We start from the raw sequence: 16654 nt of genomic DNA, 5'->3' as shown, positions 1-16654 counted from the left end.
AAGGAAAGTATTAATATCGCGCATAAGAACGCCGGTTTGTTAGATGTGTTTGCTCGCACGAACATCATCAATCAAATCGGCGTTCTTGTTTCTGTCTTTCCCGGGATTCCGTGAAGAACCTTTTTTTATGCCGCCACAAATACCCCTGAATCACCGCATATCCCCTGTGGGAGCGAGCCTGCTCGCGAAAGCGGTCATTCGCCAACATCATTGCTGACTGACCCGCCGCCTTCGCGAGCAGGCTCGCTCCCACAGGGGATGCGTGTGTGTCGTAGGCAATAAAAAACGCCCCCGATCTTTCGACCGGGGGCGTTTTTGTGTGGCAGAGCAAAAGTTATTTAACTTTCACGCCTTCCAGCGAGATGTCCAGATCTGCGGTTTGCGAGGTAGGACCTGGGCCCTTGATCCCGAAATCGTTCAGGTTGAGGGTGGTCTTGGCGTTGAAGCCAGCGCGTTCGCCGCCCCATGGATCCTTGCCTTCGCCGTTGAACGTAGCCTTGAAGGTCACAGGCTTGGTCACACCGTGCAGGGTCAGGTCGCCAGTCACATCAGCAGTCTTTTCACCGGTCGATTTAACGGCGGTGGAGACGAACTTGGCATCAGCAAATTTGCCAACGTCGAGGAAGTCTTTGCTGGCGATGTGCTTGTCACGTTCAGCGTGGTTCGACCACAGGCTGGCGGTTTTCACATCAACCGAGATCTTGCTGGCTTCAGGCTTGGCCGAATCCCACGAGAACGTACCGTCGAAATCTTTGAAAGTACCGTGAATGAAGCTGTAGCCCAGATGGCTGATTTTCCAGTCAACGAAGGCGTGCTGACCTTCCTTGTCGATTTTGTAGTCCGCAGCCATGGCCTGACCAGCCGAGAGCAGTGCAGAACCGATTGCCAGAGCGGCCAGAGTCTTTTTCAACATGCTTTCTTTTCCTTTGAGTCGAGGTTGAATTTCAGGCTTTGCGACCGAGCATTCGCGTCAGGGTCGCATCACGATCGATAAAGTGGTGCTTCAATGCTGCCAACGCATGGAGGCCGGAAAAAATTACCAGTGCCCACGCGAGCCAGAGATGAATCACCCCAGCGGTATCTGCCTGATCCGGTAGCCCGGAAACCAGTGCAGGAACTTCAAACAGGCCAAACACCGGGATCCCGACACCGTCTGCGGTGGAAATCAGGTAACCGGCAAGCATCACAGCGAACAGCCCCAGATACAGAAACCCATGGCCGAACTTGGCGCCGATGCGGGTCATGCGGCTGTAGCTTTGCAGCGTCGGCGGCGGTGGGCTGATAAAGCGCCACAGCACCCGCAACACCATCACACCCAACAGCACCAGACCGATACTCTTGTGCAGATCCGGCGCCTCTTTGCGCCAGCTGCTGTAGTAATCCAGCCCGACCATCCACAGGCCCAACGCGAACAGCCCGAAGACCACCAGCGCCACACCCCAGTGCATGAAGATGCTGACCCAACCATAGCGCGAAGAAGAGTTACGTAGCTGCATTGCCCAAATCCTGTGAGAACTGCGAACCAAGACTAGCGAGTTATCTATCGAATTAAAGCGGAAAATTTTGCTTTGAAATATCGAGAAATACGATCAAGAGTCTGGAAGTGGCGCGTTAAGGAAAGATTAAAGGCGATTCTACCGCGCAGCGCTCGGACCACGGGGCGCGATTCTCCTTCTGCTCCGGCGCGCCGCGGAGCAGGCAGTGATCACAAAAAATTCGCAGAAAAAGAAAATTCATTTAATAACTATGTATCGCTAGTTGACCGCTTGCCCCTGATCAAATGATGACTCAATCATTCATTGAAAAGGTGAAAAACATGGCGCTTCGTTATAGCCCCTTTCAAGCAAGTGGCACTTCCGAGTTACCACCAAACCAGACAATGTCTCCGGGCCAATACCTGCAATCCGAGAACGGTCGATATCGGTTGTTATTGCAGAGCGATGGCAATCTGGTGATAAAAGAAGGTGAAGCATTAGTCTGGATTGCCGACAACAATCAACCTTACAGTGCAACTCTGCATCCAAAGAAGATGCGTGAACCACTACAATTTGTCGTCAGTAATAACGGATTTCTCTTCGACCCTTCCAGACGGCGACTATGGATTGCCGAAAGTACCCACAGCCTCGAAAAGTCGCTGTGGTACAACACTTACCTGACGATGCAGGACGATGGCAATCTGGTCATTTACGATCAGCGCAACGGCAACCTGCGTTGGGCTCGCTTCGGTTTTATCCCCGGGCGGATTCGAAAACCCAAGCAGCGCTGGCTCAGAAAGTTACCGAACGGCACCGAGTTCTATAAATGGGACTTTTAACAAGCCAACGCTCTTTTGATTGATTAGTTGGTGAAAACTGGCGGCGGCTGCAAGCAATCGGCACTGTAGGGATCAATCTTGCATTGATACGCAAGTTCTGCGTTATATCCACCTGGAAAGAAACGCCCATTGGCACAACCGGAAAGTGTCATCAACAGAAGTATTACCGTAAGTCTTTTCATCAAGCGACTCCAATTTCTTCAAGCATAAAGTTGGAGCTCAGGCACCCGCTATCATTTCGTTCCGATTGTTTTGTGGGAAGTGTCCTGCGCAAAGGTAAGCCTTGAGACTGCACCGGGAAGGATCGAAGTGCGCGCTTCTGGCAAAAAAAAACGCGGCCCGTGTGGCCGCGTTTTTTTTATTGAAGCAAAGGCCTACTGCGCCTTGGTCTCAGTGGTGGCTGCCGGCTTGGCCGCTGGCTTCTTCGCCGGCTCAGCCTTCTTCGCTGCCGGTTTCGCCGCAGGCTTTTTCGCCTCGGTTTTAGCCGCTGGTTTCTTCACCGCTGGCTTGGCCGCTGCTTTCTTCGCCGGTTCAGCTTTCACTGGTGCCGCAGGCTTCGGCGGTTCCACCGGAGCTGGCGCAGGTGCCGGAGTCGGCGCAGGCGCTGGTGCGACCGGAGCCGGCTCTGGCGCCTTCACTGGCTCAGGCTTCTTCTCGTCATCCGAACCACCGAACAGGTTGCTGAAGAAGTTGCCCTTCTTCGCCGCCACGGCACCCGCCGCGCCCGCCGCTGCTGCAGCCGGCACTACTTTCGCCGGTTCAAACGACTTGCCCGCAGCCAGATCTTCAACCTGACTGGCCGCACGCTGACCGGTGCGCAGCGCACCTTCCAGGGTGCCCGGGTACAAGGTGTCGGTGTGTTCGCCAGCGAACGTCACGCGTTGCAGCGGACGTTCCCACAGACGCCAGAACTTGCTGATCTGCCCCGGGCCGTAAGCCAGGTACGCGCCGCCCATCGACGGGTCGGTGCTGTAGCGACGGATTTCATAACCGGTGAACGAGCCACGGGCCTGTGGATAAAACGCGTGCAGACGAATCAGTACCTGATCGACCATCTGTTTGTCGCCGAAGGCCTGCATCACGCGGGCATTGTCGCCGGACAGGTTGATCACCACGTTGGCGCCGCCCTTCAGGGCTGGCTCGATCCACAACATGCCGAGACCGGTGTTGCTATAGATCTCGCCAGACATGCGCGCCTTGCTTTCCCACACCGGCGTCTTGAACTTCAGCATGATCTGGTCGCGCCAGCCGTAGTTGGTGCCCTTAATCGCAGCCAGATGCTGAGCGTCCAGCGCCGGGGTCAGGGCAATCTTGTTCAGTGCACGCAGCGGCACAGCCAGCACAACGTAGTCGGCCTGATAGCCAACACTGCCGACCTTGACGGTCACGCCGTCCTTGTCCTGAGTGATCGCCGACACCGGCGAGTTGGTCTTGATGGTTTTGATCTGTTTGACGAACGCCTGCGCCAGCACTTGGCTGCCGCCGACCAGACGCGAAGCGCGCAGGTCACGGTCGGAGATGCCGCGATACACGCGGTTCTGCTGCGCGAAGTACAGCAGCGACAGACGCGAAGGCTCGTCGTAGTGAGTGCGGATGTCCTGGTTGATCAACTGGCGCGCAGTGGCTGGCAGGTTCTGCTTGTCGAGCCAGCTCGATACGGTGATCTGGTCCAGCGCGTGCAGGGTGCTGGTTGCCGCCGGGTTTTGCGGGTCGTCAATCGAACGCGCCAGATCATCGAGGGTTTTCTGGTAGCGCTTCAAGGCATCGGCGGTGGCCGGCTGCTTGGTCGCCAGATCGGCGGCAGAGAAATACTCGCCGTCGATCAGGTAGCCCGGGGTACGCACGAATTCCGGCGCCGGCGTGGTGCCCAGCTTGAACGTCGAGACGTACTTGTTCAGCACTGGCTGGGTCTTGTCGTTGCCGATCCACTCGCTGGTGGCCATGCCCGAGCGCCCCCCCAGGCTCGGTTTGGCTTCCAGCAGGGTGACCTGCCAGCCTTTGTTTTGCAGCTCATAAGCGGCGGTCAGGCCCGACAGGCCGCCGCCGATCACGATTGCAGTTTTATCCTTGGCCAGCGCTGTAACGCTGAACAGCCCCAACATCACCAGCGCACAGGCGCGCAGCCAACCGACAGACATTCAGCGAACTCCGGAAATACACGTAGGAAAAAGCAGTTTTGCGGGTCAGACGACCCAAAGAACCGCGAAGAATACGTTAGCCATCAAAACGCCGCCAGCGACGTCTATCGGCTCATACAAAGTAGCTCAATCGACACAATGGGTTGTCCCCGCGCGACGCATTGCATAGGCTTGCGCGATTGTTTGCCCGCGCCTGACGCGAGCCGCCTCGAGGAGACTGTAAATGGGCCTGAATAACCAGTGGATGCAACGCGACCTCGCGGTGTTGTGGCATCCCTGCACCCAGATGAAAGACCACGAACAGCTGCCGCTGATCCCGATCAAGCGCGGCGAAGGCGTCTGGCTCGAAGACTTCGAAGGCAAGCGCTACCTCGACGCCGTCAGCTCGTGGTGGGTCAACGTGTTTGGCCACGCCAACCCGCGCATCAATCAGCGCATCAAGGATCAGGTCGATCAGCTGGAGCACGTGATTCTGGCTGGCTTCAGCCATCAACCGGTGATCGAACTGTCCGAGCGTCTGGTGAAGATGACCCCGGAAGGCCTGAACCGGGTGTTCTACGCCGATAACGGTTCGTCCTGCATCGAAGTCGCGCTGAAAATGAGCTTTCACTACTGGCTCAATCGCGGCCAACCAAACAAGAAGCGCTTCGTCACCCTGACCAACAGCTACCACGGTGAAACCATGGCGGCGATGGCAGTCGGTGACGTGCCGCTGTTCACCGAAACCTACAAAGCGCTGTTGATGGACACCATCAAGGTGCCGAGCCCGGATTGCTACGGGCGCCCCGAAGGCATGAGTTGGGAGGAACATTCGCGCAACATGTTCGCGGCCATGGAACAGACCTTGGCCGAGAACCATGACAGCGTCGCGGCAGTGATCGTCGAGCCGTTGATTCAGGGTGCCGGCGGCATGCGCATGTATCACCCGGTGTATCTGACGTTGCTGCGCGAGGCCTGCGACCGTTATGGCGTGCACCTGATCCTCGATGAAATCGCCGTCGGCTTCGGTCGCACCGGGACGATGTTTGCCTGCGAGCAGGCCGGTATTCGTCCGGACTTCCTCTGCTTGTCGAAGGCGCTGACCGGCGGCTATCTGCCGTTGGCGGCGTGCCTGACCACCGATGAGGTCTACAGCGCGTTCTACGACGACTATCCAACCCTGCGCGCCTTCCTCCATTCGCACAGCTACACCGGCAACCCGCTGGCGTGCGCGGCGGCACTGGCGACGCTGGATATCTTCGAGCAGGACAACGTCATCGAGAACAACAAGGCCCTGGCCCAGCACATGGCCTCGGCGACGGCGCATCTGGTCGATCACCCGAACGTCTCCGAAGTGCGTCAGACCGGCATGGTCCTGGCCATCGAGATGGTCAAGGATAAAGCCACGAAAGAGGCCTACCCTTGGCAGGAACGTCGCGGTTTGAAAGTGTTCCAGCATGCGCTGGAACGTGGCGCGTTGCTGCGCCCGCTCGGTAGCGTGGTGTATTTCCTGCCGCCGTACGTGATCACCCCGGAGCAAATCGACTTCCTCGCCGAAGTGGCCAGCGAAGGCATCGACATCGCTACGCGTGACAGCGTCAGCGTCGCCGTGCCGAAAGACTTCCATCCCGGCTTCCGTGACCCAGGCTAACCGTGACCGCTCGTTCCCACGCTCCGCGTGGGCATGCAGCCCGGGACGCTCCGCGTCCCAAAGCGGACGCAGAGCGTCCATTGAGGCATTCCCGCGCAGAGTGTGGGAACGATCTAATCTGAGAGACCCGAAATGAGACTGTCCCGCTTCTTTATCGACGCCCCCCTGAGCACTGGCGAACACGAATTGCCGGAGGCCCAGGCGCATTACATCAGCCGCGTGCTGCGCATGGCCGAGGGCGATGCGGTGCAGCTGTTCGACGGTTCCGGCCATGAGTTTCGCGGTTCGCTGGTGGAAGTCGGCAAGAAACGCGTGACCGTGCAGATCGACGAGCAATTCGCGGGGCAGGTCGAATCGCCGCTGCACATCCACCTCGGCCAGGGCCTGTCCCGTGGCGAGCGAATGGACTGGGCCATTCAGAAAGCCACCGAACTGGGCGTGAATGAAATCACCCCAATCTTCAGCGACCGCTGCGAAGTCCGCCTCAAGGACGAACGCGCCGACAAACGCCTGCTGCACTGGCGCCAGGTGGCGATCAGCGCTTGCGAGCAATGCGGTCGTTCGCGGGTACCGGTGATTCATCCGCCGGTTTTGTTGGCGGACTGGATCAAGCAAACCGAAGCCGAGTTGAAACTGGTGCTGCACCCGGTGGCGGAGCCGTTGGTGAGTCATGCCAAACCGGCGACGCTGGCGTTCTTGATCGGGCCTGAGGGCGGTTTGACGGATGCCGAAGTCGAGCAAGCCAAAGGCAACGGTTTCCACGCCGCCCGCCTCGGCCCGCGCGTGCTGCGCACTGAAACTGCGCCGGTGGTTGCACTGGCGGTGGCCCAACAGCTTTGGGGTGATTTCTAAACCTTTTTGCCGGGCTGCATTCCCACGCTCTGCGTGGGAATGCAGCCCGGGACGCTCCGCGTCCCAAACAGCGTGACGCAGAGCGTCACAGGAGGCGTTACCACGCAGAGCGTGGGGAACGATCAGTCAGCCGGGCTACAGGACATAAAACAGAATCGCCACAAAGTGCAGCAAACTCCCCGCAATCACAAACAAATGCCAGATCCCATGCGCATGCCGCAGCCGGTGATCCAGGGCAAAAAAGATAATCCCCACCGTGTACAAAACCCCGCCCGACGCCAGCCAGGCAAAACCTGTCGTACCCAGCGCCGCAATCAGCGGTTTGACCGCCACCAACACAATCCAGCCCATCACCGCATAAATCACGATCGACAGAATCCGCGCTTCCGAACGCGGTTTGATCTCCTGCAGGATGCCAATCAGCGCTAACCCCCAGACAATCCCGAACAACGTCCAGCCCCACGGTCCGCGCAGGGTCACCAGGCAGAACGGCGTGTAACTGCCGGCGATCAACAGGTAGATCGAAAAGTGATCAACCTTCTTCATGATCGCTTTCTTGCGCCCGCGCACGCTGTGGTACACGGTCGAGGCGCTGTAGAGCACCAGTAAGGTAAAGGCGTAGATCGCCACACTGACAATCTTCCACGGGCTGCCGTCGAGGCTGGCGATCACCAGCATCCAGACGCCGCCGATAAACGCTGCCACTGCCCCGACCAAATGCGTCCAGGCGTTGAGTTTTTCTCCGTGATACATGTATCGCTCACCTCAATATTCGTTACCGCAGCGCGCAAGGCTCGGGCCTTGAGCGTAAAAGCGCAATGTTTCTGTTCAACGCCAAGATCAAAAGATCGCAGCCTTCGGCAGCTACTACGGGTGATCGCATTCCAATGCAGGAGCTGCCGAAGGCTGCGATCTTTTGATGTTCAAGGCACAATCGACGCATTCCAAAAAGAGTCCGCGCCATGCTGATCGACGAAGAATTGACCCTGAAAAAACTCGAGGTGTTCCTCGCCTTCATGCGTACCGGCAACCTCGCCCGCGCCGCTGCCGAGTTGCAGACCAGCAACGTCAGCGTGCACCGCGCAATCCACTCGCTGGAAAGCGCCCTGCGCTGCCCGCTGTTCAAACACGAAGGGCGCAACCTGACGCCGCTGGAAAGCGCTTATGTACTCGAAGAACGGGCGCAGAAGCTGATCAATGACGTCGTCGAAAGCGTACGCCTGACCCGCGAAGCCGCCGGGTTCTCCGCCGAACGCTTCAAACTCGGTTCGCTGTATTCACTGACAGTGAAAACCGTACCGCAACTGATCATGGGCCTGAAGATCCGCCGCAGCGAACTCAACATCGACCTGATCCTCGGCTCGAACATCGACCTGCTCTACAAGCTGAAAAACATGGAAGTCGACGCGATTCTGGTATCGCTGGACGACAGCATCAACGACCCGGATTGCGAGCAGATTGCGCTGTTTTCCGACGACATCTTCCTCGCCACACCGGCGGATTCAAAGTTCGCGCAACGCAGTGAAGTGGATCTGGCTGAAGTGCGCGATGAGACTTTCATCACCCTGACTCAGGGTTTTGCCACGCATCAGGACGGTAACCGGGTATTCAGGCAGGCGGGGTTTGAACCGAAGGTGGCGATGCAGGTGAATGACATTTTCACGCTGTTGAGCATGGTCAGTTCGGGGGTGGGTTATGCATTGCTGCCGGGGCGGATTGCGGCGGTGTATGAGAATCGGGTGAAGTTGATTCCGTTGCAGGAGAAGTACCGGTTGCAGCAGCACATTGGCGTGGTGTTCTTGAAGGCTAAGGAGAGGGATCCGAATTTGCTGGCGTTGCTGGCGGAGTGTCGGATGTATGCCAATCGCCAGGCTGGGGTTTAGATCAAGATCAAGAGCTACCCCCTCACCCCAGCCCTCTCCCCCAAGGGGTAGAGGGGGAAAGGGAGCAGATCGGGGAGATTTCAAGACCTGAGTTCGACTCGGAAATTTCAGGTCGGCGTACCTCCAACATCCAACGCGGTCAGTCCCCTCTCCCTCCGGGAGAGGGCTAGGGTGAGGGGCTTTTGATCTTCAACCCACAATCCCGCGAACAATGAAGAACAACAGCGATGGCCCCAGCAAGCAACCAAGCCCGGTGTGGAACGTAGCCGTCAACGCCCCATAAGGCACCAACCGCCGATCCGTCGCCGCCAACCCAGCTGTAACGCCGCTGACAGTCCCGGCCAAACCACCAAACACCATCGCCGAACGCGGGTTATCCAAGCCCATCCAGCGCGCCGCGACCGGCGTGCCGACCATCACCAGAATCGCCTTGATCAACCCGGTGGCAATCGACAAGGCCATCACATCCGAGGTCGCGCCAATCGCCGCGCCCGTCACTGGCCCGACAATGTAAGTCACCGCGCCCGCGCCAATAGTGGTCATGCTCACCGCATCGCGATAACCAAACGCCCAGGCCATGCACGCGCCAACAATAAACGGCAGGATCGTGCCCAACAGCAGCGCAATCACACCAATCAACCCGGCCTTCTTCGCCTCGGTCGCCTGCACTTCAAACGCCGTGGCCACAATCGCAAAGTCACGCAGCATCGCCCCGCCCATCAGGCCGATGCCGGAGAACAGCGTCAGATCCGCTAGCCCCTTCTGCCCGCCGGTCATGGTGCCGCCGACCCACGCCAATACCAGACCGATGACGATGGCAATCGCCGAGCCGTGAATGCGTCCGAACGTCAGGCGTTTGGACAGAATCACCGACACCCACATGATCACGCCGACAAAAGCGAAGGCAGTGACCAAGCCGTTGTGTTCCAGACCTTTCTCGATGAGATCCCACATATCAGCGGCCTCCTACTGGCGTGCCGACCGGGGAGATTTCCACCGGCTCGTCAGGCAGTGGCTCGCCCTTGTGAGTGCGGCTGATCAGGGCAATCGTAAAACCGCAGACCACCACCGAACCAATCGCCGCCAGCACTGCGACCGTGCCGCCGTGCAGCGCGGTGACGACGTTCTGTTGCGCGGCCATCGCCACCACCACCGGAATGTACATCGCGCCCCAAAAGCCGACGCCCATCTCGCAATCCTTGGTCATGCCGCCGCGTTTCTGCATCCACAACCGCGCGCAGATCAGCAGAATCATGGCAATGCCGACCCCGCCGACATTGGATTTGACGCCCAACAACACGCCGAGCATGTCACCTATGATCACCCCTGCCAGCGTACAGATCGCGAGCAGCGCCACACCGTAAATAATCATTGTTGTAGTCCTCAAAGTGCATCGTCGAATGTTGTTTTTGTTGTTCGAAGCTTGAGTCGGCGGTTTTAGAGTTGGCGGCCACCCTCCTCACGCAACAGCGCCTGCAAGGTGTCGAGACGCGCACTGTCGAAGGCCGTGACCGTGCCCTGCTCGAACACCCGGCGCGCCAGCCCGGTCAGCACCGCACGGGGCGGCAGTTCGATCTGTAAACGTACGCCACGCTCGTAGGCGCTTTGTACGGTGCCGCGCCAATCCACCACGCGGCACATGTTGAAAGCGAGGTCGTCGCGCAGCGCTTCGACTTTGCTCACAGGGCGCGCGCGACTGCCGCTCAGGTAAGCGATTTTCGGGTTTTTCAGTTCGAACTTGGCGAAGGCCTCGGCGAGGGTTTGTGCAGGTGCCTCCAGCAGCGGACAGTGCGACGGCACACTCACTGCCAGGCGTTTCGCCAGACCAGCGCCACGACTGCGCGCCAGTTCGGCCACGGCTTGCATCGCCTCGTCACTGCCGGCGATCACTACTTGGTTATCCGCATTGATGTTGGCCAGAAACACCGGCGAATCTGCGCTGTGTACCTGCGCCAGCAGCGTTTCGACTGTGGATAATTGCAGGCCGATGATCGCGGTCATGCCGTAGCCTTGTGGATAAGCCTGTTGCATCAACCCGCCACGCAGGCTGACCAGATGCAACGCGTCGCTGAAGCTCAAGGCGCCGGCAACCACCGCTGCCGGATAAGCACCGATGGACAGGCCGGCGACGTAATCCGCCGTGAGTCCGTCCTGCAACAACTGCCGTGAAGCCGCGACGCCGGCGATCAGCAGGCACAGCTGAACCGCCCTCGTCGTGCGCAACGCTTCGCTAGAGTCGAGTAGCGATACGTCTTCACCGAGCACATCGCTGGCCTCGGTCAACGTTTCCCGAGGCAAGCGCTGCAGCATGCCCGCCTGCTGCGCGCCCTGGCCGGGGAACACCAGCAGACTGCTCACGCTGCCTGCTCCTGCGGGTTCCACGGATCGATCACCAGGCAAGCCTGATGAGCATTTTTCAGCAGCACCCGCGCCGAACCGCTAGCCCATTCACGCAACGCCACAGCACCGAATGGCGTCTGCAATTGCAGGTCGACCCGGCACACGGCCGGATCAAAAACCGCAACCAATTTGCGTGCCTGATTACGCGTGATCAGTTGCGGTGTACGCAGAATCAAATCGAGATCGCTGGCCGCGTGCATCGCGGTAAAACCGCTGGCCAATTCAAACCCGACACTGCCGCTGACACCCCAGACCCAACCGCAATCGTCGAGCATCGGCCGCAGCTGTTTGAGCGCCTGCATGACCGGCAGATCGCGCTCGCAGTCGACGTGACACAGCGCTTCGGGGCTGACCCGACAGGCAATCGAATCGAGCGCCATAAACGCCGCCAGCCGCTGCTCGCGCAACACACCGCGAACGCCCACCGCGACAAAACCTTCAGCACTCAACGCCCGCCGCACTGCCACCGGTTGCCCGGCGGCCAATGACTCGACTGCCCACAGCGGCGCATCTGCCGGCAACTGCGCCGGGGTCATACCCCAGAGCAGATCGTGGGCCAGAGGCGTGCTCACCACTGCGCCCTCAACAGTTCGCGCACACGGCTGGAAGCAGCACGATTTTTAGCGCCGAGGCGATTGCTCAAGTCAGTGCTGGCGATATCTCCGATGGCTTGTTTAAGGCACTCGTTAACTCTCGATAGATCCTCCGCCGTCGGCTGCTCAATCTGTTGCACCGACAGGGTTTCCCAGAGCAATCCGAGGCTCGCGTAGCTGTCGATGTCATAAGCCATCGGCGGCACACTGGCGGCCAGCGCTTCCAGCTCTTCAACACTGCGCAACGTCACTCGCGCCGCCGACGCCTTGCCCATCGCATGCACCATCACGCCGGGATCGCGCAACGCAATCAAACGGTTGGCCTGATAACCATGCGCCAGAAACGCCCCGGACATCGCCTTGCCCACCAGCAATGCAATCACCGGATGCCCGGCCAAACGTGCGCGGGCATAACTGTCCGCCGCACCGGCCAGCGCCTGATGAATGCCAAGCGCTTCTTCGCGCCGACCATAAGCCTGGCTCGGCACATCGACGATGGCGATGATCGGGCGTTTCTGCGCTTTGTCGCGGTCAGCCGTGATCGCGTCATCCACAGCCTTGGCCAGCCCCCAGCCTTCAAGCAAGCCGACTTCGCCATTGCGAGCACGTGGAAAACGATTGTCCGGGTCAGCGACCACAGCGATAAAACGCCCCAGATAACCGTCAGCAACCTTCAACGAGGCCGGCAGACCTTCAACCACCACAGCGCCCGCGCTCAAGGCGTTGAACCAGTTCAAACCGCGCAGCGAATAACCGCTCATGAGCGCTCTCCTTGATACAGATCGCGAACCACCGACGGTTCGATTTGCGGGTCAGTGTTCAGACTGCTCAGGCGTTGCAGGAACCATTCGGCGCGCTGGCTGCGAGGTTGCTTCGGCAAACCTTGCTGCAGCAACTCGCCGACCTGCTGACGAATCCTCGCCACATCATCGGCGACATACCGATCCACCAGACCACTGGCGAAACGCTGCTCGCCACCGGTCAGGCTCCAAATGAACGGCCGGTCGCGGGAGTCGTATTCTTCGATCCCGGCCTCTTGCTCGATCACTTGCGGGCCGTTCAAACCGAGGCGTGCTTCCTGAGTCACCAGCAAATAGCTGCACAGCGCCGCCGCAATCGACATACCGCCGAAACAACCAACGCTGCCCGCCACCACCCCAACCACCGGTTGGTACTGCTGCAAATCGACAATCGCCGCATGAATATCAGCAATCGCCGCCAACCCAAGATTGGCTTCCTGCAAACGCACACCACCGGTTTCCAGCAACAACACCGCGCGCGTCGGGATGCCCTTGCGGTTGTCTTCAGCCGCCAGCTCCAGCGCGCCGGCAATCTTCGCCCCGCCGACTTCGCCAAGGCTGCCGCCCTGAAACGCGCCTTCAATCGCGGCAATCACCACCGGCAACCCGTCGAGGCTGCCCTTGGCAATCACCACGCCGTCATCGGCCTGCGGCACCACGCCCTGACGTTCAAGCCACGGCGACATCACCCGTTGAAACGGATCGAGCAACTCACGAAAACTGCCGGCATCGAGCAAGGCCTTCGCCCGTTGCCGCGCGCCGAGTTCGACGAAGCTGTATTTGTTGAGCAACGCGGCGCTGTCAGTCATGGCCGATCTCCTCGAAACCTTGCTCCAGACGCAAACGCACCACCCCCGGCGTCGCGCCGAAGTCGTGGATATCAATAGCCATCGCCGGCGGGGTGGTGCCGTCGAACATCCGCGAAAACAGGTGCTGCCAGCGCAGTTGCGCGCCGTTCACCGAGGTCTGCACATTGATCGTCAGCTTGCCGGCCAGACCCGGTTCGATCAGCACTTCCAGATCACCCGAGCCGACACAACCGACCAGCGCACGACCGCGTGGCGGCTGCCCGGCGGGGAATTCAAACGATAGGGTTTCCATCAAAACGCTCCCTGAAGGATGCCGTCGCGCTCGATACGGTCGAGCAGCAGCGTGGCGGCGAGCAAGTCGGCGGCGCCACCGGGCGAGGCATTCAATGCGATGAGTTGTTGATCGAGTTCGTGCAAGCGACGGCGACCGCTGAGGCTGGCGCTGCCACCGGCATCGAGCACCGCTTGCGCGCCGGACTGCATGGCGTGCAGGCCCTCTTCACCAGCGCGGTAGAGCACGCAGGTGTCGGCCAGATTCGTCATGATCGCGAGCAAGGCATCGAGCCGGGCGTTCTGTTCGCCGTGGCCGTTAGCGCGGCTGCGTTTGAGTTGTGGCAGGCCGCGTTGCAGCACCGAGGGGAAGCCGAGTTGCGCTTCTTCACGCGCGCCGCGTGCGCCATAACGCAGGGCGACCTGGGCGCCGTGGCTCAACGGCTTCGGCGCGTAGCGGTCATCCAATAAGGCAAGACGTGCAGCGCGCAGGGTGACGGCATTGGCGCTGGAGGATTGCGGTTCCAGTGCAGCGGCCGTCACCAATAATCCCAGCGCCCAAATTGCACCGCGATGTGTGTTCACACCGTTGGTGGTGGCGAGCATGGCTTGCTCGCCTTCACGGCCGATGCGGCCAATCGCTTCGCGTAACGTTGAATCGACTTCGCCGATTGCAACCGCCGCTTCCGCCATTTCCTTGAACGCCGGCCACAACGACAGCGCCGAAGCGTGCATCAGGCCCAGGTGCAGATCGGTGTGCGCGCCATTGCCGCGACGGTCGACCAGCGCCGGTTTCGGCGACAGATCCGCTTCGTCGATCAGCGCGTCCACCGCCAGATCAGCCAATCGATCAGCCAGGGACAGCGGTTTCGCTTGCAGGTTAAGTGCGTGCATTACCAGCTCCTGAATTTGGCGGGCGGGTTGTACAGGCCGCCGGACCACTCGACCAGATCGGCCACGCTTTTTGCTGCGAGCAGTTCGCGGGTGGCGTCGGTGCGGCGGATGCCGAGGTCTTCGGGCAAAGCGATCAGGCCTTCGCGGCGCATGCGTTCGGTGTCTTTCGGGTTGTGGCGCAGGCCGATGGCGGTAACGCCGGCGACCGCGGCGATCATTGCCTGGCGCTCTTCCAGCGAGCGCGCCTTGTACAGGTAGGCGATGCCTTCTTCAGTGAGCAAGTGGGTGACGTCGTCGCCGTAGATCATGATCGGCGCCAGCGGCATGCCACTTTTCTTCGCCACTTCGACCGCGTCGAGGGTTTCGACGAAGGTCGGTTTGCCGCCTTCCTGGAAGGTCTCGACCATTTGCACCACGAGTTTCTTGCCGCGTTCGAGCATCGGTTGCTGCGAATCGTCGTGGCGCATGTCCAGCCACGCCGGGGTGCCGTGACGCCGACCGCGCGGGTCGTGGCCCATATTCGGCGCGCCACCGAAACCGGCGAGACGGCCACGGGTGACGGTCGAGGAATGGCCATCGCCATCGACCTGCAACGTCGCGCCGATAAACAGATCCACCGCGTACTGCCCGGCGAGTTGGCAGAACATCCGGTTGGAACGCAACGAGCCGTCGCGGCCGGTGAAGAACACGTCCGGACGCGCGGCGATGTAGTTTTCCATGCCGAGTTCGGTGCCGAAGCAATGCACGCTTTCGACCCAGCCGCTCTCGATCGCCGGGATCAACGTCGGGTGCGGGTTGAGCGTCCAGTTGCGGCAGATTTTGCCCTTCAAGCCAAGAGACTCGCCGTAGGTCGGCAGGATCAATTCGATGGCGGCGGTGTTGAAACCGATGCCGTGGTTGAGCGACTGCACGTTGTGTTTTTCGTAGATCCCGCGAATCGCCATCATCGCCATCAACACGTGCACCGGTTTGATATGGCGTGGGTCGCGGGTGAACAGCGGTTCGATGTAGAACGGCTTGTCCGCCACCACGACGAAATCGACCCACGACGCCGGGATGTCCACGCGGGGCAGTTCGCTGACGTCGTCGACCAACTGGTTGACCTGGACGATGACGATGCCGTCGCTGAACGCCGCCGGTTCGATCAGTGCCGGCGTGTCTTCGGTGCTCGGGCCGGTATAGATATTGCCGGCGCGGTCGGCCATGAACCCGGCGGAGAGCACGACATTGGGGATCAGGTCCACCACCAGCCGCGCGTAGAGTTCGATGTAAGTGTGGATCGCGCCGACTTCCAGCAAGCCGTCTTCAAGCAACTGGCTGATGCGCAGGCTCTGGGTGCCGGCGAAGGAGAAATCTAGCTTGCGGGCGATGCCGCGTTCGAACAGGTCGAGGTGCTCGGAGCGACCGACGCTGGGCATGATCATGTGCAGGTCGTGGAGCTTTTCCGGGTCGGCCTTGGCCAGCGAGCGCGAAAGAAAATCCGCCTGCTTCTGGTTGTTGCCCTCCAGCACCACACGGTCGCCGGGATGAATCAGCGCTTCGAGCGCGGCGACGATCTTGTCGGTGGGCAACACCACACCGTCGGCCAGCCCGCGCACCTTGTCGAGCCGGCGCTGCTTCTCATCGCGCCGCCGCGTCCAGCGCGAGTCGGGGGAAATTGTTGTTGTCATGCTCACTCCACGGGTTCGCTGTCGTGGAGCTAAGGTAGGCGTGTGGGGTGGGGGCATCAATCAAGCGCGGTGGTGAATCATTACGCTGAGCGTAATGATCAAGAGCGCCCTCACCCTAGCCCTCTCCCGGAGGGAGAGGGGACCGACCGAGGTGTCTGGCGCCATACATCGACCAGCCCCACCGAGTCGATTATGGATTCACAGCAGTATTTTCAGGTCGGCGTAACTTGTGAGCATCCCACGGTCGGCCCCCTCTCCCTCCGGGAGAGGGCTGGGGTGGGTAAAGACCGGGTACATCCTTTACGTTTGAGACCGGGGACATGGTTTACAGGTATTAATCATGGTCAGGAGGTGCTGACCATGCCCTGGAATCAAGAGTCCCCAATGGATCAACGAGTGAA

General features: G+C 60.0%; 17 protein-coding genes. 4 read left to right on the top strand and 13 right to left on the bottom strand.

What is annotated here, in order from left to right; genetic code table 11:
* Nucleotides 1-334: 334 nt before the first annotated feature.
* Both CKW14_RS29010 and CKW14_RS29005 read right to left on the bottom strand, forming a co-directional pair.
* Complete coding sequence (locus CKW14_RS29010; protein WP_038358767.1) at nucleotides 335-913, bottom strand: YceI family protein; 579 nt, start codon at nucleotides 911-913, stop codon at nucleotides 335-337.
* A 31-nt stretch (nucleotides 914-944) separates the two neighbouring features.
* Entirely contained in the window at nucleotides 945-1496 is a 552-nt protein-coding gene (locus CKW14_RS29005) for a cytochrome b (RefSeq protein ID WP_095049486.1), read from the bottom strand.
* A 320-nt stretch (nucleotides 1497-1816) separates the two neighbouring features.
* Between CKW14_RS29005 and CKW14_RS29000 the strand changes: the two genes are divergently transcribed.
* Complete coding sequence (locus CKW14_RS29000) at nucleotides 1817-2314, top strand: hypothetical protein (protein ID WP_095049505.1); 498 nt, start codon at nucleotides 1817-1819, stop codon at nucleotides 2312-2314.
* Between the two features lie 374 nt (nucleotides 2315-2688).
* On the opposite strand, the gene CKW14_RS28995 is transcribed toward CKW14_RS29000, so the two are convergent.
* Nucleotides 2689-4452 (bottom strand): flavin monoamine oxidase family protein, encoded by a 1764-nt coding sequence (locus CKW14_RS28995; RefSeq protein ID WP_095126657.1) that lies wholly within the window; start codon nucleotides 4450-4452, stop codon nucleotides 2689-2691.
* A 223-nt stretch (nucleotides 4453-4675) separates the two neighbouring features.
* On the opposite strand from CKW14_RS28995, the gene CKW14_RS28990 reads away from it, so the two are divergent.
* Nucleotides 4676-6082, top strand: coding sequence for an adenosylmethionine--8-amino-7-oxononanoate transaminase (locus CKW14_RS28990; RefSeq protein WP_095049484.1), 1407 nt, complete (start codon nucleotides 4676-4678; stop codon nucleotides 6080-6082).
* Between the two features lie 132 nt (nucleotides 6083-6214).
* Nucleotides 6215-6934: a 16S rRNA (uracil(1498)-N(3))-methyltransferase gene (locus CKW14_RS28985; protein WP_095126656.1), complete on the top strand. Its 720-nt coding sequence runs from the start codon at nucleotides 6215-6217 to the stop codon at nucleotides 6932-6934.
* Between the two features lie 135 nt (nucleotides 6935-7069).
* On the opposite strand, the gene CKW14_RS28980 is transcribed toward CKW14_RS28985, so the two are convergent.
* Complete coding sequence (locus CKW14_RS28980; protein WP_047596560.1) at nucleotides 7070-7687, bottom strand: hemolysin III family protein; 618 nt, start codon at nucleotides 7685-7687, stop codon at nucleotides 7070-7072.
* 209 nt (nucleotides 7688-7896) lie between these two features.
* On the opposite strand from CKW14_RS28980, the gene CKW14_RS28975 reads away from it, so the two are divergent.
* Nucleotides 7897-8817 carry a LysR substrate-binding domain-containing protein gene (locus CKW14_RS28975; protein ID WP_095049483.1) on the top strand — a complete coding sequence of 307 codons (921 nt, stop codon included), beginning with the start codon at nucleotides 7897-7899 and terminating at the stop codon, nucleotides 8815-8817.
* 189 nt (nucleotides 8818-9006) lie between these two features.
* Here CKW14_RS28975 and madM read toward each other — a convergent pair whose 3' ends face one another.
* The 9 genes from madM to mdcA all read right to left on the bottom strand — a co-directional run bounded on the left by madM (nucleotide 9007) and on the right by mdcA (nucleotide 16253).
* Complete coding sequence (gene madM / locus CKW14_RS28970; protein WP_095049482.1) at nucleotides 9007-9771, bottom strand: malonate transporter subunit MadM; 765 nt, start codon at nucleotides 9769-9771, stop codon at nucleotides 9007-9009.
* Between the two features lies 1 nt (nucleotide 9772).
* On the bottom strand, nucleotides 9773-10189 hold the full coding sequence (gene madL / locus CKW14_RS28965) for a malonate transporter subunit MadL (RefSeq protein WP_095126655.1): 417 nt from the start codon (nucleotides 10187-10189) through the stop codon (nucleotides 9773-9775).
* A gap of 65 nt (nucleotides 10190-10254) precedes the next feature.
* Nucleotides 10255-11175, bottom strand: coding sequence for a malonate decarboxylase subunit epsilon (mdcH, locus tag CKW14_RS28960; protein WP_095126654.1), 921 nt, complete (start codon nucleotides 11173-11175; stop codon nucleotides 10255-10257).
* Nucleotides 11172-11792: a malonate decarboxylase holo-ACP synthase gene (locus CKW14_RS28955; protein ID WP_095126653.1), complete on the bottom strand. Its 621-nt coding sequence runs from the start codon at nucleotides 11790-11792 to the stop codon at nucleotides 11172-11174. Before CKW14_RS28955 ends, mdcH begins: the two co-directional genes overlap by 4 nt.
* Nucleotides 11786-12571, bottom strand: a complete 786-nt coding sequence (mdcE, locus tag CKW14_RS28950) for a biotin-independent malonate decarboxylase subunit gamma (RefSeq protein ID WP_095126652.1) — start codon at nucleotides 12569-12571, stop codon at nucleotides 11786-11788. Before mdcE ends, CKW14_RS28955 begins: the two co-directional genes overlap by 7 nt.
* Nucleotides 12568-13419 (bottom strand): biotin-independent malonate decarboxylase subunit beta, encoded by an 852-nt coding sequence (locus CKW14_RS28945; protein WP_095126651.1) that lies wholly within the window; start codon nucleotides 13417-13419, stop codon nucleotides 12568-12570. Before CKW14_RS28945 ends, mdcE begins: the two co-directional genes overlap by 4 nt.
* A complete protein-coding gene (locus tag CKW14_RS28940) occupies nucleotides 13412-13711 on the bottom strand; it encodes a malonate decarboxylase subunit delta (protein WP_095126650.1) in 300 nt (99 codons plus the stop codon). The genes CKW14_RS28945 and CKW14_RS28940 overlap by 8 nt, the downstream gene beginning before the upstream one ends.
* The gene (locus CKW14_RS28935; RefSeq protein ID WP_095126649.1) at nucleotides 13711-14583 is read right to left on the bottom strand and encodes a triphosphoribosyl-dephospho-CoA synthase; all 873 of its coding nucleotides are present in this window, start codon (nucleotides 14581-14583) and stop codon (nucleotides 13711-13713) included. The genes CKW14_RS28940 and CKW14_RS28935 overlap by 1 nt, the downstream gene beginning before the upstream one ends.
* Nucleotides 14583-16253: a malonate decarboxylase subunit alpha gene (gene mdcA, locus CKW14_RS28930; protein ID WP_007913685.1), complete on the bottom strand. Its 1671-nt coding sequence runs from the start codon at nucleotides 16251-16253 to the stop codon at nucleotides 14583-14585. The genes CKW14_RS28935 and mdcA overlap by 1 nt, the downstream gene beginning before the upstream one ends.
* Between the last annotated feature and the right edge of the window lie 401 nt (nucleotides 16254-16654).

The organism is Pseudomonas sp. Irchel s3a12, from assembly GCF_900187485.1.
In the GTDB taxonomy this organism is placed as follows: Bacteria; Pseudomonadota; Gammaproteobacteria; order Pseudomonadales; family Pseudomonadaceae; genus Aquipseudomonas; species Aquipseudomonas neuropathica.
This window is presented reverse-complemented; position numbering and strand designations above follow the sequence as displayed.

What these genes read in the sequence shown, in the direction of transcription:
- CKW14_RS29000 (WP_095049505.1), top strand. Translation starts at nt 1,817, where the DNA reads ATGGCGCTTCGTTATAGCCCCTTTCAAGCAAGTGGCACTTCCGAGTTA.
- madL (WP_095126655.1), bottom strand. Translation starts at nt 10,189, where the DNA reads ATGATTATTTACGGTGTGGCGCTGCTCGCGATCTGTACGCTGGCAGGG.
- CKW14_RS28980 (WP_047596560.1), bottom strand. Translation starts at nt 7,687, where the DNA reads ATGTATCACGGAGAAAAACTCAACGCCTGGACGCATTTGGTCGGGGCA.
- CKW14_RS28940 (WP_095126650.1), bottom strand. Translation starts at nt 13,711, where the DNA reads ATGGAAACCCTATCGTTTGAATTCCCCGCCGGGCAGCCGCCACGCGGT.
- madM (WP_095049482.1), bottom strand. Translation starts at nt 9,771, where the DNA reads ATGTGGGATCTCATCGAGAAAGGTCTGGAACACAACGGCTTGGTCACT.
- CKW14_RS28995 (WP_095126657.1), bottom strand. Translation starts at nt 4,452, where the DNA reads ATGTCTGTCGGTTGGCTGCGCGCCTGTGCGCTGGTGATGTTGGGGCTG.
- CKW14_RS28935 (WP_095126649.1), bottom strand. Translation starts at nt 14,583, where the DNA reads ATGCACGCACTTAACCTGCAAGCGAAACCGCTGTCCCTGGCTGATCGA.
- CKW14_RS28985 (WP_095126656.1), top strand. Translation starts at nt 6,215, where the DNA reads ATGAGACTGTCCCGCTTCTTTATCGACGCCCCCCTGAGCACTGGCGAA.
- CKW14_RS29005 (WP_095049486.1), bottom strand. Translation starts at nt 1,496, where the DNA reads ATGCAGCTACGTAACTCTTCTTCGCGCTATGGTTGGGTCAGCATCTTC.
- mdcA (WP_007913685.1), bottom strand. Translation starts at nt 16,253, where the DNA reads ATGACAACAACAATTTCCCCCGACTCGCGCTGGACGCGGCGGCGCGAT.
- CKW14_RS28990 (WP_095049484.1), top strand. Translation starts at nt 4,676, where the DNA reads ATGGGCCTGAATAACCAGTGGATGCAACGCGACCTCGCGGTGTTGTGG.
- CKW14_RS29010 (WP_038358767.1), bottom strand. Translation starts at nt 913, where the DNA reads ATGTTGAAAAAGACTCTGGCCGCTCTGGCAATCGGTTCTGCACTGCTC.
- mdcE (WP_095126652.1), bottom strand. Translation starts at nt 12,571, where the DNA reads ATGAGCGGTTATTCGCTGCGCGGTTTGAACTGGTTCAACGCCTTGAGC.
- CKW14_RS28945 (WP_095126651.1), bottom strand. Translation starts at nt 13,419, where the DNA reads ATGACTGACAGCGCCGCGTTGCTCAACAAATACAGCTTCGTCGAACTC.
- CKW14_RS28975 (WP_095049483.1), top strand. Translation starts at nt 7,897, where the DNA reads ATGCTGATCGACGAAGAATTGACCCTGAAAAAACTCGAGGTGTTCCTC.